The organism is Alteromonas sp. IB21 (genome assembly GCF_016405965.1).
GTDB lineage: Bacteria > Pseudomonadota > Gammaproteobacteria > Enterobacterales > Alteromonadaceae > Alteromonas.
The window spans coordinates 59552-76348 of sequence record NZ_JAEFCD010000008.1 but is presented as its reverse complement, the minus strand read 5'-3'; the positions used below and the strand labels follow the sequence as shown (position 1 = coordinate 76348).

Below are 16797 nucleotides of genomic sequence, written 5' to 3'. Positions count from 1 at the left end.
ACGGGTAAAGAGTCTTCAACGGCTAAAGGAACTTCAACGGGTAGGGAACTTCAACGTTTACGCTTTGCCAGCCATCATATGCTTCGCCACATGAGGATGAATTGGAGTGAGTCCAGATTTCATTCCTAGAGGTTTGAACACCTTGTCGATAATACTTTTTACTTGGCTACCTTTGTCTTGTTCGATATCCGTCAACGTACGACGGCTCACTCCGACTAACGATGAAGCTAGCGTTAGCAACTTTATGCCTTCGACTCATTCTGTTTACTACATCTACGTTCAAGCACGCATTACTTCAATCGTTTTCTTGATAAGAGCATCCAAGTCATTCATATCTTCGTGTAGCCCACTGATGTTATTCTGTTTAGCTTTTAGTTCAATTGCCGCCGCTTTGCCGCGAATAGCATCAGCACCCACATCACCAGCTACCCCTTTCATAGAGTGACTATTGAATCGCACAGCCTCTAGTTCCATATCAGCCACCGCTTGCTTTAGTGACTCATGTTTTTGCTCTATTTGCGCTAAAAACATGTCAACGATACGGTTGAGTAATCCTTCATTTCCACCAAGACGACTTATTGCAGCATCTCTATTCCATAACTGCTCTTTTGAAAGGGTCGCGTCATCGCTTAACGTATGCATTTTTATCACCAACCAATTTACTTGTGACAATCTTTCGTTATTTGCATCGTTGAGTCAATGGTTTAGTCGCCAACATGTATTGATTAATAAAGCAAATATACTAAAGGCTAATTTTACTTTACGTATCTCCGATAATAGTTAACATTGACACGCTACGATTGTCTGCGTTGAAGTATGCGCTCATCTAAAATATTGTCTTTTCGATAGATTTGTTAACGTATGATGTTAAACTCAGGCGTAATAGCATTGTATTTTTTTGAAGTAATGTTTTCAGCGAAACCTTACCTTTTCTTCGGTATACGCGACCTAAATTAATGAATTTACAAGAAATAAAGCCCTATACAGAATGTAATGTTCTTATCGTTGATGATGAGCCGATAAGTCGCATGCTGTTAGAGTCTATATTAGAGCATGTGTTCAATTGTGAAACGGCGGACTCAGGTCAAGAGGCGCTTTCATACTGTGCTAAGCATTCACCCGACTTGGTGTTATTAGATATGAATATGCCTGATATAAATGGCTTAGAAGTATGTAAGACCCTTAAACAGTCACCCTTGACCAGCCACATCCCTGTAATTTTTGTCACTTCCACAATGGATGTTGAAAGTGAAAACGCGTGCTGGGAGGTTGGCGCGTCCGACTTTGTTATGAAGCCAGTCAACGCGTCTACGCTAACACATCGCATAAAAACGCATATTCAGAACAAGCTTCGTACTGAGTATTTAGAAAAAATGACGTTTCACGACCAGCTTACAGGTTTATACAATCGTACCTACCTAACCAAAGAAATCCCGTTACTGATAAGACAAGTCGCGCGAGATAATGGCATGGTTGGGGCAATAATGATCGATATTGATTATTTTAAGCTCTTTAACGACAACTATGGGCACCTAGAGGGCGACCTCTGCCTTCAAAAAGTGGCAAAAATTATTTCAGAAACCGTAAAACGCCCCAAAGACGCGGTAATCCGGTTTGGAGGAGAAGAGTTCCTAGTGATTTTGCCTTATATCGATTACCAAGGTACAAAGATTGTCGCACAGCAGCTAGTCGAAGCAGTATCTAACGCTAACATTCCCCACGGCAAAGGCATCGATGAGCGAGTCTCAATAAGCGCTGGGTATGCGGTTTGGAAGGCGACTGATGTTATAGACGACGATTACTCTGCGCTTATAGAAGATGCGGATATTTCCCTTTTTGAAGCCAAAGAGCTTGGCAGAAACCAGGCTAAGGGATAGGTTTACTGAGCGTTAATATGCAACATTGACTTACGGGCTCTAGTAGCAAATAAACATTCTTAAAATGGGTACGATTTATCTATCCTATTGTTTAATTTCCTTCACTACCAAGCCACGCTATCATTACCATAACGTATGAATATTTCATATTTGTCGCATTTTGACGATTGGTGGCTACTTTGGACAACGAGTGTTAGGCGTAGGAATCGAACGATGATTTATTTTGACGAGCAGTCGAGTGTAAATATTAAGTTAGAAGAGCAGCTTAAAACATCTTTATCCAACCTTGTTCAGCGTGGGTGCGATACCTTGGGTGTGTTCCAAGGTTTGCTAGTGCAAATCGAAGATGAGGCCGTAGACGTTATTATTAAAGCGTCATCTGCTTATCCGCCTAATTTTAAAACATTGCCATCGTTTGCATCCTGCATTCCTGTAGAAAATAGTTTTCCAGTTAACAGCATAAAAGCCTCTTCGGGGTTCAAGCAATGGTTTTCAACCTATTTTAACGCTGAAAAGTATATTCGCGGCCGCGTGCATAATTTTGATGGGCACCACATGTTTCTCGTGTTTATTAATGCGTGTCCAGAGCTCCCCATTAACCTTGAGAAAGTCGCGTTATTAGACGATTGCTTAGCTGTCACCTTAGAAAAATTTCAGTTAGAAAAAGGGGAGTCTCACCAGAATACCTTGTATGAAAAGCTACAAAGCGTTGCGAGCATAGGGACGTGGGAGGTAGATCTTCGCAATAATGCGCTCTCTTGGTCATCTCAAACCCGGCGTATCCATGAGGTAAGTGACGATTTCAAGCCTACGATGGAAGATGCAATCAGTTTCTATAAAGAGGGCTTTAATAGAAATGAAATTAATCGCATCGTTTCGCATACTATCGAGACTGGGGAGCCTTGGTGCGCAACACTTGAGTTGGTATCTGCCAAGGGAAATCCAGTATGGATAGAAACTCACGGCATGGCAGAGTTTAAAAACGGAAAGTGTATTCGCTTATTTGGTACCTGCCAAAATGTGAACAAGTCAGTGCAGCTGAGACTGGAACTTGACGCCCGCCGCAAAGAAGCCGAGGCCGCTTCAAAAGAACGAGGGCTGTTGCTTTCAAGGATTAGTCATGAACTAAAGACGCCTCTCAATGGCATCACTGGCATGCTTCAAGCTATTAGGTTTGAAAAGAAAGACAATGTCCGCATAAAAAAAGCGGACATTGCCTTGCACAGCGCTGACCGTCTATTGTCTTTGATTAATGATGTGCTCGACTATACCTCCATAATCAATGGCGAGTTTTCGCTAAGTTACAGTGATTTTTGCGTGCGCTCACTGGCTGAAGATATCGTTGACGTGTTTAAGGGGCGATGTGCGGAAAAAGGAATTAGGCTGTATGCCGTTTTGTCATTTGACGACAAAACTTACGTAAACGGAGATGCCGCAAGGATCAGTCAAGTGCTCACTAACTTGTTGTCAAACGCCGTCAAATTCACGTCTAAAGGCTACATCTCTGTTCAAGTCACGCTTAAGCAGCAAAGCAATATTCCTGTTTTACTCGCCTCGGTGGAAGACTCGGGCGTGGGTATGAATGACGATATTTTGTCGCGGATATTTAGACCGTTCCAGAACGATAGAGCAAGTGCGTCTGAAGAGTTAAATGGCAATGGTTTGGGTTTGTCGATAGTCAACCAGCTCATTGACAAAATGGGTGGGGAGCTAGAAGTTCGCTCAAAAGTTGGTATAGGCACATGCTTCGATATAGCGATACCTGTTGAAATGGCATCGTTAGAAAAAGAGGTGAAAAACGATGTTGAGCTTTCATCTGAGCTTTTAAACATACCGCTCAATATACTGGTTGTTGACGATAACGATATCAATCGCCTCGTGCTGGCCTCAATGCTTGAAAGATTTAACTATGTGCCAGACGAAGCTGACAATGGCGAAGTAGCCGTCGAAATGGCCCGAGCTAAAAGATATGACCTTATTTTTATGGACTGCGCGATGCCAGTGCTTGATGGGATGAGCGCAGCCAAAATCATTAAGCAAGAAGGGCTTTTATCAGAACATGGAAGAATTGTTGCAGTAACCGCTAACACCACAGCTGAAGATAAAATTAGCTGTAGCGAAGCGGGAATGGCTGATTTTCTGTCAAAACCCGTTGTTCAAAATGATGTGACGATGCAGGTTAGAACGACGTTAAACGCAAAATCTATCACCGCTTAATTTAAAGTAGGTTGACATTAAGCGGCTTATACGTTCACTGCACCTTAGGTATTGAATGTTGTACCTCATTCCAGTGCTTAACGATGTAGTCGGTTACTTGAGAGCCCACCCGGTATGCTGCTTCTATCGCTGCGCCCATCGCCGCATAGCCATCCCCTGAACTTTCGCGTTTGAGATTCTCAGCAGCGCTTAAACCTGGTGGCTGCATCGTAAAATTGCTTGCAGTACGTAAAATGAGTAGCCGCTCTTTATCTACAAGCCCTGCATTATCGAGATAAGTTAAGCTTTGAAGCGTGGCGGAATCTTCCATTCCTGACGTAACGAAATTGCCTTTACCTTTCGTCCAATAGGCGACCCAATCATTCGCCCATGCATTAAGTTTCTCGCCGTGCCAAAACGTAGAGGCAGATAAATGGGCGCCCATAGAAACACTTGGTAAAGCCTTTGCTTGCGGTGAATGTGTATACTTTGCTCTTAAACTGTCCATTGCTTCGTTGTTTAAAAGCTTGGTATCTTTTGTAAGCGCGAAAGCCCATTTAGCGAGAGGAATATTAAGCGCGTATACTTCGCCATTAGGACTATTGTTTAAATCTACAGCGTCAGCGTTTTCATAGGGAGCATGGGTAAACAACGGGAAGTATCCCGTTTCCCAGTTATCGGGTATTTCTCGTGCGTCGATTTCATGGGCTAAATCACCATCTACAACATAATCGGTCCAAATAGCACTCCCAATGGTGTTGTCGGCAGGGTCCACGCCCGCAATACCAGCCACCAACCAATAGGCTTGGCTAAGATCGAACCGCTTATCTAAACCTAACGACATAATGGCTGCAGAAGCCCGCGCAATTCCCATCCCTGTCACCAGCCCAATTACACCTGTTTCTTTATTAGCGTAGATATCATGGAAGCCGTGTGGGACAGCATATCGCGTAGCTAGCGCTTGCCTGGTTTTCCATAGCTGAAACTCACCAGGTGCATCGCCTTCGTCCTCACCAATTTCAAACATACTCACGATGACCACCTTCACTTTCAGCGGTTGTGTGGCAGGAGCGTTAACCTCGGTCGACGCTGCGGTAAGCGAAAAGCTAAGCAGTGCGGTAAAAATGATAAGAGGATTGAGGAAATTAACAGGTTTATGAAAAGAAATATGCATGGAGAAAATCCTAAAAAAGAGCCAAGCACCGAAGTGACCTTCAGACAGTGTGCTGGGCTCCCTAGTAAAAGTGAGGAGACAAACTGTAAGTGGTTGTCGCGCTAACGTCTATGCTATAACACGACAACCTTCTCAGTTTTGACTACCTAGAACGAGTACGTGAATTTCGCGTTAAAGTGACGCGGCAATTCAGGAAGTACAATTTGGCTACCAAACAGGTCAGGGAAGTTAGAACGGAAATAACGCTCATCCGTCAAGTTCTTAACCGTTAAGTTTAATGCCCAGTTTTCGGCTTGATAAGATAAGCCTGCATTTACAAGTGTGTAGGCAGGCAAAGTAACCGCAGCAGAGAAGCCTGACGCCACTTCTTCAACATCGACAACACTCACGTTAGCTGCATAGCCATTTTGGAAGTCATATGTAGCTGTAAGTGTGTAAATATTTTCAGGGATACCTGCCTTTCGGCCATCCGTGTTATTGAAACCTTCGCCGATTAGGTTTAAACCAATAACATTACCACCAAAGATCAAAGACGGGTCTTCAAGGTTAACTAGGTCTTCAGCACCCAAGAATCCAAACTGATTACCGTTTTCAAGCGCCGTTAGGTTAATAACTTTGATATTGGTATAACCCGCCGACACAACCAAGTTGTCGTTCACTACCCAGCGAAGCTCAAACTCGGTACCTTTATTGTTAGTGGTGTTGTTAGTAACCGTATTTTGTGCGTTAAAGTCGGTACGTTCCTGTTCAAATGAAGAAAGTGCGAAATATAACGTGTCTTCTAACAATGAACCTTTAATACCGAACTCAATAAGTTCAGATGTGTCAAAGGCGCTACCGTCACCTAGCTGTCCTACTCCAATTTCAGCGCCTTGACCTGCAACTAGCGTCGCTTGCTCAGCCGCAGTGATATATGGAATTAGGCCAAATTCGAACTCGTATGAAATACTCGCATTCCACGACCAACCGTCAACGGTTTCCTCAGCATACACGGGCGTTTCCTCGCCCGTTGCACCGAGCAGTAGATCAGTGCGTGAGGTACTTTCGATGTCAATGGTGTCATAACGTACACCAAGAACAAGGTTTAAGCCCCAATCCCATGTTAAATCGGTCATTGCCGCGATACCTAAATCTAGGTAATTACCCACATCGTAGTTATCGTAGTTTTTGCCTGAACGGGTAGACAATAGGCGACGGTCCAGCGCAGAAGATGGCATCGTTAGGTCGCGACGGTTAAAGTACTCATAAGTAAAATCATCACCGTGCTCAAAATCCGTGTAACGTACTGATGGCGAGAATTGGAACTGAGCGAGTAAGCCGTCGTTTTCATATTCTGTGGCAAAAATAAGCTTGTCTTCTACCACCCAACTATCGTGGAACTGAGAGAATCCATAGGCATTTTCATTGATATTGTCGTATGCATCATAGAAAAGCTGGTTGCGAATTTCCCAGTTATCCGTGTAGTAAATAGTGTCGAAATAAAGTGTAATAGCTTCGTTGCCTAATTGGTCATCAGGTGCAACAAGCACTTGGTTGCCGCTAAGCGTTGTAGTACCTACGTTTTGTAGCTGCATGAGCGCAGTAGCTTCATCATCTGTAAAGCTTGACGCCGGTACATAGAAGAAACTTTCGCCGGCAATGTTTACTGCGCCGTATTCTTCGTGACTAATTTGGCCATCGCCGTCGGTATCTAGCGGTTGCGCTGTACCTGTAATGTAAGTACCGTCATCTACCAGTTCTTGCGTTAAGCGGTTCCAGCCGGCTACTTGGTTGCCATCGTAGTCATGGTACATACCGCCGAATTCAAAGCGTAAGCTGTCTGTGATATCTACGTTGAAAGAGGCTTGAAGCACCGTTTGATCGGTTTGCGTATTATCGTAGTAGCTATCTGAGTTCTCTAGCTCACCATAAATGTAATAGCCCATCTCTTTACCAGCAACGCTTGCTGGGCCGCCAACTTCGGCGGTTAGAATGCTTTTATCCCATGAACCTGTGGTATAAGAAAGGGCACCGGTAGGGGCATCTAAATATTGCCCACCAGATGCGCGAGCAGATTTGGGGTTGAAGTTTAGGTAACCGCCAATTTTAGATGGGCCATAAATAGGAGATGCCGGGCCTCGAACGATATCAATGCGGCTTGAAGCGCCAATAGGGGTAGGGTAGTTACCCGGGTTATCCAAGCGTTTTACACCACGAAAATAGGTTTCACCCGGTGTACCACGTACGTCAAGTGAGCCGGCTACACCGAAGAAAGACTGTGTGAATGTACCTGGTGCAAACGCGACTAGCTCATCGATATCAGAAACGTTGAAACGCTCCATTTGCTCTTGCGAGATAGTTGAGGCCGAACGCGGTGTTTCTAGAATAGATTTACCGAATCCGAATACAGACTCAACGTCTTGGCCTGGTAAGCTGCCTAGCGACCCAGTTACCTGGATTTTCTCGACATCTTTTTCTTTAACCTCTGTCTCTTCTTGCGCAAATGCTTGAGATGACAATGCGACCGCCGTGGTCATCGCAAAGGCTTTTGCAAGAGGAGATAATTTGAATGTAGTGTTTTTCATGGTTTCCTCATTATTTTTATTTGCCCTTTTTTAGGGCTTTATCAACGCGACATTTCTGTTGCGCCTTGCTGTAATGCAAGAGGGTTAGCAGGATAAATGCCAACTACTTAACCAGTTGGTCAGCTTTTATCCTGTTCTTAAGTTGCTGAATTATATGGGTTTAAAAATATAATATTGTTCTTATATTGTTATTTTTATGTTAACTAATAAGGGCTTGACGATTTATGCACTCTTACGGTGATTTTTATCGCGTTTTTGCACTATAAAGGGAAAAGGGGACATCTTGTCGATGGTGATTGCCCAGTATGGCTGTAATAGGTTTGGAAACCGATCGGCTGTTGTTAACCTCGAGGCCCGCATTACCTGTACTGAAAGCGTTCGAGCTTTGTTTATCTTGGCTTATCGCTTTCGAGCGTTTTACATTTTTTAATTGGCTTTCAGACGACGATTCTTTTCCTGATTTTTGGGGAATTTTACCGGGCAAGGTTAAATCTAGTATGACAGCGGTCAGTCCCGCAGACGTAACCGGAGAAAGTAGTATGTTTTCAAGCCAATTGGGTAGTTCAGATAACGCTTGTGGCACCATCATTACGCCAATGGCCATGCCCAAAGCGCAGGCGGTGACCAGGCTACTGCGTCTGTCAAGCGCATAGTTAGCCAGTAGTTTTAATCCGCCTACGGCTACCATGGCAAACATAACGAGGGTCGCGCCGCCCAAAACCGGCTTTGGAATGGCTTGTAAAACGCCGCCGACGATGGGAAAGCAGCCAATAAACACAAATAGCCCTGCTACGAAAAAACCGACTTTACGACTGGCTATCCCAGTGAGTTGAATCACGCCGTTGTTCTGCCCAAATGTGGTGTTGGGAAAAGTATTGAACATACCGGCAAGCAAAGAATTTACGCCATCACCCAAAATGCCGCCTTTGATTCGACGTAAATACACAGGGCCACTTACAGGCTGCTTACAGAAAAGGCTGTTTGCCGTAAGATCGCCTGCCGTTTCTATTGCGCTAAACAAGTAAATGAGCGCGATAGGAAGGAATAAATTGATGTCAAAAGCGATGCCAAAGGCAAACGGAGTGGGAATGGCCAAAATAGAAAGTGAAGATAAGCCGTTAAAATCTAGCCCTTTGGTGAAAGCGATATAAATTGCGCCTAAAGCCATGCCGATAAAAATAGCACTTAACCGAAGCCAGTGATTCGTCGATGCATTTAAAAATACAATAATCAATAAGACACCCAGACCTACAATCAAATTGTCGGTACTGGCAAAGTCCTCAGCATTAAACCCGCCCGCAAGGTCTGTCATTCCTACGTTAATTAAGCTTAGGCCTATTGCCGTAATAACAATGCCGGTGGTAAGGGGGGTGATAATGCGTTGTAGTCGGTTTACAAAAAGACTAAATACAATTTCTACCAGTGCGCCCGCCATCGTAAGCCCAAATAGCAGTGCTAGCACGTCCTCAGAGGTTCCGCCATTTGCTTTAACCTGACTCCCGGCCAAAATTAATGCGCTGATAAATGCGAAGCTGGTGCCTTGAATGGCCACAAGACCACTGCCCACCGGGCCAATTCGTTTAGTTTGAATGGCTGTACCAATGCCGCTTACAAACAGCGCCATACTAATGAGATAGGGCGTGTGTTCAGTCAGACCCAGCGAGGATGTGACAATGAGCGTAGGCGTAATAACCCCAACGAAACTGGCTAATAAATGCTGAAAAGCGGCCGTAAGAGAAGGCAGCAAAGCGGGGCTGTCGTGTAAGTTGTATATTAACTCGCTGTTACTGGAAGACATGCTTCTTCCCTCTCTCCATGCGAAAGGTGGATAAAACGGGAATGTTGCAAGATGCTGACCAAGTGGTCTGTATGTCAAAGGCGTTTTAACTGTATGATTTAACTGTAGTTAAATGATTGGCTTGTTAATGTAAAAGAGCGCTCTTGATTGAGAAGCCCCATCTTGGTGCTAAAACAAAAAAATGCGCCAATCTGGCGCACTTTCGCTATAAGCTAACAAGCAAGTTAGAAGATGCTATTTATTTGAAACGTTTCGAGAAAGCCTATTGGTCGACACGCATTGGTGTCGATGAGGAGTTCACAGCGTAACGCCTTCACCTAAGGTAACAAATATCGAATGGCGCACTTCGTTATACATGGCGCGAGAACAATGGCCTTCACCCTCTGTGTCCTCTAGTAACAATACGTCGCCAGCGCCAAATACGTGGCGTTCGCCATTTGACACAGTAAATTCCGCTCGGCCTTTTAGAATAAAAAGCAGTTGACGAGCAGGGGCCGGATGCCATTTAAAGTCATAGTCTGCCGGCGTTTCGCGAAAGATAATTTTATCTGCACCAAACTTCTCTGAAAGCATCCCAATAGGGCCTCCGTCTTTAAGCGCAATTTCTACTTCACCAAAGTGGCTTTTGCCTGCTTCATCGTTGTAAATCCTTGTTATTTTCATTATTAACCCTTTAAAACTATAGTGGTTCAATATTGAGCAAAAGAAGACCTCACACACCTGTACAAACACAGTCCATGCATTTGATGAGGCAAATCATTGTTTCAAGTTTACAAAATGCTGCTCAACCCATGTTGCAGCTAAGCATGTTGTAACGTGCTAATGGTCTTATAGAGTACAGATAAACTAGCGGCCACATCATCGTGAGTTATCGACTCAGCCGGGTGGTGGCTAATGCCCCCTTTGCAGCGAGTGAACAGCATGGCGACAGGACAAATATCTGCCATCGCCATCGCGTCGTGCCCCGCACCTGATGCAAGTACCCGAGGAGAAATTTGACTTTCCTGAACACCACGCACAAGCGCTTGTTTGAGATATTCATCGCAGTGAACCGCCGGCGCGCTGTGGGTCTGTTCACGACTAAGCGTTAACTGTCTTCTTTGCGCAATCTCATCAAACTTTTGCAATATTTCTGCCAATACAGAATCTCGTAGATTATCGTCTTCACTGCGAATATCTAACGAAAAGCGGGTGCGACCTGAAATAACATTTACGCCGTTGGGGGCGTTTTCAAGTTTACCTACTGTCGCCACTACGCCAGGGCGTTGCAGGCTGATTTTTTCAACCGCTAATAACATTTCTGCACTGGCACAAAGGGCGTCTTTTCGCATCGACATTGGCACTGTGCCTGCGTGGCCGGCCATGCCCTCAACAGTGAAATTAAAACGTTGTGCACCTGCAATTGCACTGACTACGCCCACGGGCAAGTTTTCTTGCTCTAAAACAGGGCCTTGTTCTATGTGTAACTCCAGGTAGCCTAAGATATCAGTACGAGCGATAGCGGCACTGTTTACCGCGTCGAAGTTCAAACCAAAGTTCGCCATGGCTTGTTCAAGGCTTATTCCGTTTTCATCTTTCAAAAAGCGCCACTGGTCTTCCCATTTTCCGGTTAGTGCTCGACTACCTAAAAGCGTGGTGCCAAATCGTGTACCTTCTTCATCACAAAAGCCCACAATATCGATGTGAAAAGGAAACTTGGTTTGTGTGCCATCGAACATGGCGACCAGCGAAATAGCTGCAACAACACCGAGCATTCCGTCGTATTTACCGCCGTTGGGCACGGTATCTAAATGGCTACCTAATATCAGCCGAGGAGCGTTTGGTACGCTTGAAGTGTAGCGCCCCCAAATATTACCTACTGCGTCTTGCCACGTTGTCATGCCAGCTTCAATCATCCAGCCCGAGGTCAGTTGATTGGCAAGTCGATGTTGTTCGGTGAGATAGCGCCTGTCTAGACAGGAAGGGTTTTGGCTTAAGGTGCCTAGTGTTTCGCACCTTGCCATAACCTGAATTGCTAATTCAGCAAATTCACCCATTCGTCACTCCTGCAAACTTGGCATCTGCATATACGGCCAGTGCTGCATCTACTCCTTTGCCTGCTGGCGCCTTGAATCCTTGCATGCGCAGCACGGTTTCAAGAGATTGAAGCGTGTGCAGCACGGCATCTTCTCGGGCGTTGTAGCCCATGGTACCAATACGCCAGATTTTGCCTTTTAAAGGGCCAAAGCTGGTGCCTATTTCAATGTTGAAACGCAATAGGAGGGTTTCGCGTACCTCTTCACCCTGTACCTCGTCTGGAATATATACGCCCACTACGTTGTACATTTTGTGCTTCAAATCGCCAAAAGGTTTAAGCCCCATAGCCTGAACACCGGCTAGCATGGCATCGCCAGCGACCTTGTGTCGGGCAATCACGTTTTGCTGGCCCTCTTCAAGATGTAGGCGAGCGCACTCGCGGGCGCAATACAGCATACTGGCTGCTTCGGTGTGGTGGTTTAACCGCTCTTCACCCCAATAATCCATGATCATGGGCAAATCAAAATAGTTTGAACGAATTTTCGGCCCGCGGGCTGATTCGTGATGCGCGTCGCGAATCCCGGCTTCAACGTGATGACGAGTACGCACGGTTTTCACGAACTTATCGCTAAGCGTAAGAGGTGCACTACCTGATGGGCCGCCTAAGCACTTTTGCAGACCAACGGAGACGGCGTCTAATTTCCATGCGTCGACATCAAGCGGGTTGCCGCCTATAGAAGCTGTGGCATCGCAATAGAACAAAACGTTATGCGCCTCACAAATAGCGCCAATTTCGGCCAAAGGTTGAAGCATGGTCGTAGACGTATCACCTTGAACAATAGCCAAGAGCTTCGGTTTCACTTCTTTTACCGCGGCTTCAATTTGCTCAGGCGTGAATACTTCGCCCCACGGCACTTCTATGGTGTGCACTTCTGCATCGGCGCGCTCGGCAATTTCAGCAAGCAAATGCCCGAAGCGTCCGAAAATAGGCACGAGAACTTTATCGCCCGGCTCTATAGCTGACACCAATACGGCTTCAATGCCAGCGCGCGACGTGCCGTCAACCAAAAAGGTTTGCTGATTTTTGGTGTTAAAAACATCGCGGTAAAGCTGCATGACTTCATTCATGTAGCCGGTCATTACCGGGTCGTATTGCCCCACGAGTTGCGTAGACATAGCGCTTAAAACGCGTGGGTAGCAGTTGATGGGGCCTGGGCCCATGAGTAAACGCGGAGGCGGAGATAGTGGTGCCAAAGCGCCGTAAGATGTTCTTTTAGCCATTTCGTTAGACATTAGAGCACTCCTAGATAAGCACTTGCGCTAACATGCGCAAGCCAGTAATGATTAAAACGACGGCGAAGATTTTTTTAAGTAGCCCCGCATCCAGCTTGTTGGCAATGCTTGCGCCTACCGGCGCAAACAGCACGGTTAGTGGCACAATACAGGCGAAACCCAACAAGTTTACGTAACCGAAGGTGGCATATGGCGCATCTGCAGGAGTTGCACCCACAAAAAGTAAGGTTAACGCCGCAGGAAGGGAGATAATTAAGCCTACTGCCGCGGCTGTACCCACTGCTTTGTGAGCGGGATAGTTACAAAAAGTCAGAGTAGGAACAGTAAGTGTTCCACCGCCAATACCTACCATAGCGCTGAACAGGCCAATGCAGCCGCCCATAATTGATTGCCCGACGCGTCCGGGAAGGCCCTTAAACAACGCGTCTTTTTTCCCAATAAGCATGTTGATAGCGGAAAGCGTTGCAATTACGCCAAACAGTAAAGTGAGAAACCTAGGGTTAACGACGGTTACTAAATAACTTCCCGCCAGTACGCCGATAAGTATGAATACGGCCCATGCCTTAAGTAATCCGAAATCTACGTTGCCTTTAGCGTGGTGAGCGCGAATAGAGCTTACTGAGGTAGGCACAATCGTTGCCAGCGAAGTCGCCGTTGCTATAACCATTGCGCTTTCTGGGGATACTCCCAAAGCTTGGAACAAAAAGAACAGCACCGGCACAATAACTATGCCGCCACCTACACCGAGCATACCCGCTAACAAACCTGCAAATACGCCAGTGCCTATTAAAGACAATATAACCGTAAGGTTATCCATTAAAAACTGCATGAAATTTATTACTCGATTAAATGATTAATTGATATTTCTTACCTAAGCTCATGGACAAAAGTAAGCTGTGCTAGCGATGTCCTAAATAAGCTTTACCGTCGCTACGTGGGTCGCTGGCGCCGGTCACCGTGCCTTCAGTGTCGCGAATAATCGCGCCCGCGTGACCCATTAGCTCGTTGCATGGATCTACCGTCACCATGTCATGGCCACGAGCGACCAGGCTTTCACCTACGTATTCAACAAGGTCTCTTTCTGCTTTTAAGTTGTGACTTTGATCGCCCCAAGTTCTGCCAAGCAGCCAACGGCCCAATGAAATCGCCTTGGCGATAGGCTGCCCATGATAGATGTGGCGAGCAAACAAGGCGGCTTGAGTTTGCGGCTGTCCTTCACCACCCATAGTGCCGTAACTCATTCGGCGACCATCAATGAGCTCAGCGAATGCCGGGTTCAATGTATGAAACGGTTTTAACCCCGGCGCTAGGTACTGATTACTAGAAGGATCAAGTGAGAAAGAGGTGCCGCGGTTGTTCCATACAATGCCGGTTTGCGGGCTGACCACGCCTGATCCAAACTCCCAATAAAGCGACTGAATGTAGCTTACCATCCGCCCTTGTGAATCACAGCACCCCATCCATATCGTATCGCCGTGTTTTGCTTCATGGGGCCATGGCAAGGCTTTATCTAAAGAAATGCGCTTCGCCATTTCCTCTAGCGCATCGTCACTCAATAGGCTTTGTAAACTTACAGGCGTACGCGATGGGTCAGTCACATTTGCGTTACGCGCAATAAACGCTTGCTTGGTACACTCAATGAGTAAATGCACCATATCGGCATCGGTACTGCCAAGATGCTGAACTTTGTCGTAGAGCGCTAAAATAATTAATGAAGCCACACCCTGGGTAGGCGCTGGCAAGTTATACAGCTTACCCTTGCTGGTCGATACCGATAAAGGTTCAACAATTTTTGCTTCGTAATCTTTAAAGTCTTCAAGGCGAATAGGGGAGCCAGCGGCTTCTAAGTCTTCAGCAAGTTGTGCTGCAAGTTCACCGTGATAAAAATCATCTAAGCCCTTTTCGGCTAAATGCGCTAAGGTTTCAGAAAGTTTAGTGAGCTTAAGTATCTTCCCTTTTTTAAGGGCTTTGCCTTTTATCAAAAACTGCGCAAAATTTTCATCAAGACTTAACTCATCGAACGTTTTGTTACTTGCATCAACCAAGCTCTGCGTGACTTCTATTCCCCAATTGGCTTGGCTTATAGCGGTATCAAACAATGTGCTCAACGGCATTCCACTTTGCCATTCGTGGCTTATCTCAAGGGCTTTTTTCCAGCCGGCTACTGCACCGGCCATAGTAAGCGCAGACTTACCGCCTCTGCTTGGAATTGCATCTAGACCCTCGTAAAACGAAGGGGTTGCACCTTTCGCAGCAACGCCTGACGCATCAATGCCAACGGGGGGCTTGCCTGGTTCGCTGATAAGCCAAAAACCATCGCCACCCATGCCATTCATATGTGGATATTCAACGGCTATAGAGGCCGCGGCCGCTACCATTGCTTCAATTGCTGTACCGCCTTTTTCTAATATATTTAATCCGACTTGAGATGCGGCATAGTGTGGGGCGGTAAACGCGATGTTTGGTTTTTCACTCATTGTTATATCCTTTGAAAATTTAGCAACGGCAGTCAACTTGTTATAAACACTGCATAACATTCTTCTTTTTGCTTTCTAAATTAGCGAGAAAGCCCATTAAGCGTGTGCGATACACGTTTAGCCAGTGGTTAGCTTTTTTGCTAACGCGAGAAGTGCAAGATCGTTGCCTTTTTTGCCCACAAGCGATAAACCGCATGGAGCGTTATGTAGGGTGAATAAAGGCATATGTAGCTGAGGTAACCCAGCAAGCCCCGCTATTGCGGTAAGCGCAAGAAGCGCGTTCCTATCATTTGCCAATGTTATTTCATCGGCGTCGCATCGAGGTGCAACGCCTGGTGTTGTGGGAATTACCAATACATCTATATGCTCGAAGAGCATATTTAGCTGGTTAATCAACACTTGTTGCTGCGCTTTGGCTTGTTGTACATCCTGTGGTGTTATGGTTTTACACCAACTCAAGCGCAACATAATATCGTCGGCGATATCGGGTTGAGTTGTCTCAATCCATTCGCCGTGTTGCTGCCAAATTTCAGCACCTTGTAATGTGCGAAAAGTCGCAGCGGTTTGTAATAATTGAAGATCTAACTGATCGGCAGATATCGCCACGTGCTGATTGTTTTCTGCAAGCTTACGTAACCATGTTTTACACAGTGCCTCATGTGCCGAGTTCTCAAATAAATGAGTAGCTACCCCAAAACAGGGGTCATCACCAATTGCTGTCTGCTTTTCGTTATCTATAGAAGCACCAGTTGCAGACGCACCGGCTATGCATACGTCAGCGACCTGTTGCAGTGTATCAAGATCTCTTGTCATCCATCCGATTGTGTCGAATGAGGGTGCAAGCGCGACCATATTGTCGCAAGGTATGAGCCCATGAGTAGTTCTAAGCCCCCATAGACCTTGGTAACTTGATGGAACGCGAATGGAGCCGCCCGTGTCTGTTCCAAGTCCAATGTCTGCTAGGTGAGCGCTAACCGCCACAGCTGAGCCTGACGAAGAACCGCCAGGAATATGGCCCGGTGCAACGGGGTTTACCAGCTTAGAATAATGCTTGTTCTGACCATGTAAACTGTAGGCTAGCTCGTCGGTAATGGTTTTACCTTTGAACTTGGCGCCAGCATTAAGCAGGCGAGCTACACAACAATTCGTAGTTTCTGGTACCGCATGAGTGGCTTCCCAGTCTGGGTTGCCAGCTGCCGTGGGCAACCCTTTTACATGAAACAAGTCTTTTACCGCTAAGCCGAGCCCATTAAGTAATGCGTCGTCTGTGGCAACGTCTTTGGCATTACCGCTGCTCTTAAACAACGAGTTTTCTAATGATTTAATTGCCTGCTCATATTGCTTGTCGCAGGGCTTTATTACAAAGGGTGAGCTCACAGCGCTTTCTTATTATCATGTTTTG

13 protein-coding genes are annotated in these 16797 nt (G+C 45.9%); 2 read left to right on the top strand and 11 right to left on the bottom strand.

Going from position 1 to position 16797, the window contains the following annotated elements:
• Positions 1-57: 57 nt before the first annotated feature.
• Positions 58-240 carry a hypothetical protein gene (locus JC525_RS07510; RefSeq protein WP_198815264.1) on the bottom strand — a complete coding sequence of 61 codons (183 nt, stop codon included), beginning with the start codon at positions 238-240 and terminating at the stop codon, positions 58-60.
• 39 nt (positions 241-279) lie between these two features.
• The gene (locus JC525_RS07505; protein ID WP_198815263.1) at positions 280-642 is read right to left on the bottom strand and encodes an Hpt domain-containing protein; all 363 of its coding nucleotides are present in this window, start codon (positions 640-642) and stop codon (positions 280-282) included.
• A 314-nt stretch (positions 643-956) separates the two neighbouring features.
• Here JC525_RS07505 and JC525_RS07500 point away from each other — a divergent pair, with 314 nt between their 5' ends.
• Both JC525_RS07500 and JC525_RS07495 read left to right on the top strand, forming a co-directional pair.
• Positions 957-1877: a diguanylate cyclase gene (locus JC525_RS07500; RefSeq protein WP_198815262.1), complete on the top strand. Its 921-nt coding sequence runs from the start codon at positions 957-959 to the stop codon at positions 1875-1877.
• Positions 1878-2090: 213 nt separating this feature from the next.
• Positions 2091-4094 carry an ATP-binding protein gene (locus tag JC525_RS07495; protein ID WP_198815261.1) on the top strand — a complete coding sequence of 668 codons (2004 nt, stop codon included), beginning with the start codon at positions 2091-2093 and terminating at the stop codon, positions 4092-4094.
• Positions 4095-4128: 34 nt separating this feature from the next.
• On the opposite strand, the gene JC525_RS07490 is transcribed toward JC525_RS07495, so the two are convergent.
• The 9 genes from JC525_RS07490 to JC525_RS07450 all read right to left on the bottom strand — a co-directional run bounded on the left by JC525_RS07490 (position 4129) and on the right by JC525_RS07450 (position 16772).
• Positions 4129-5247, bottom strand: coding sequence for a purine nucleoside permease (locus JC525_RS07490; protein WP_198815260.1), 1119 nt, complete (start codon positions 5245-5247; stop codon positions 4129-4131).
• A gap of 146 nt (positions 5248-5393) precedes the next feature.
• Entirely contained in the window at positions 5394-7811 is a 2418-nt protein-coding gene (locus JC525_RS07485) for a TonB-dependent siderophore receptor (RefSeq protein ID WP_198815259.1), read from the bottom strand.
• 244 nt (positions 7812-8055) lie between these two features.
• Positions 8056-9609 (bottom strand): uracil-xanthine permease family protein, encoded by a 1554-nt coding sequence (locus JC525_RS07480; protein ID WP_198815258.1) that lies wholly within the window; start codon positions 9607-9609, stop codon positions 8056-8058.
• 297 nt (positions 9610-9906) lie between these two features.
• Complete coding sequence (locus tag JC525_RS07475; protein WP_159494636.1) at positions 9907-10272, bottom strand: AraC family ligand binding domain-containing protein; 366 nt, start codon at positions 10270-10272, stop codon at positions 9907-9909.
• 137 nt (positions 10273-10409) lie between these two features.
• Positions 10410-11645: an allantoate amidohydrolase gene (locus tag JC525_RS07470; RefSeq protein ID WP_198815257.1), complete on the bottom strand. Its 1236-nt coding sequence runs from the start codon at positions 11643-11645 to the stop codon at positions 10410-10412.
• Complete coding sequence (locus tag JC525_RS07465; RefSeq protein WP_198815256.1) at positions 11638-12918, bottom strand: pyridoxal-phosphate-dependent aminotransferase family protein; 1281 nt, start codon at positions 12916-12918, stop codon at positions 11638-11640. Before JC525_RS07465 ends, JC525_RS07470 begins: the two co-directional genes overlap by 8 nt.
• A 10-nt stretch (positions 12919-12928) precedes the next feature.
• The gene (locus JC525_RS07460; protein ID WP_198815255.1) at positions 12929-13747 is read right to left on the bottom strand and encodes a sulfite exporter TauE/SafE family protein; all 819 of its coding nucleotides are present in this window, start codon (positions 13745-13747) and stop codon (positions 12929-12931) included.
• Between the two features lie 70 nt (positions 13748-13817).
• Positions 13818-15395, bottom strand: a complete 1578-nt coding sequence (locus JC525_RS07455) for a gamma-glutamyltransferase family protein (protein WP_198815254.1) — start codon at positions 15393-15395, stop codon at positions 13818-13820.
• Between the two features lie 117 nt (positions 15396-15512).
• The gene (locus JC525_RS07450; protein WP_198815253.1) at positions 15513-16772 is read right to left on the bottom strand and encodes an amidase; all 1260 of its coding nucleotides are present in this window, start codon (positions 16770-16772) and stop codon (positions 15513-15515) included.
• Positions 16773-16797 lie beyond the last annotated feature (25 nt).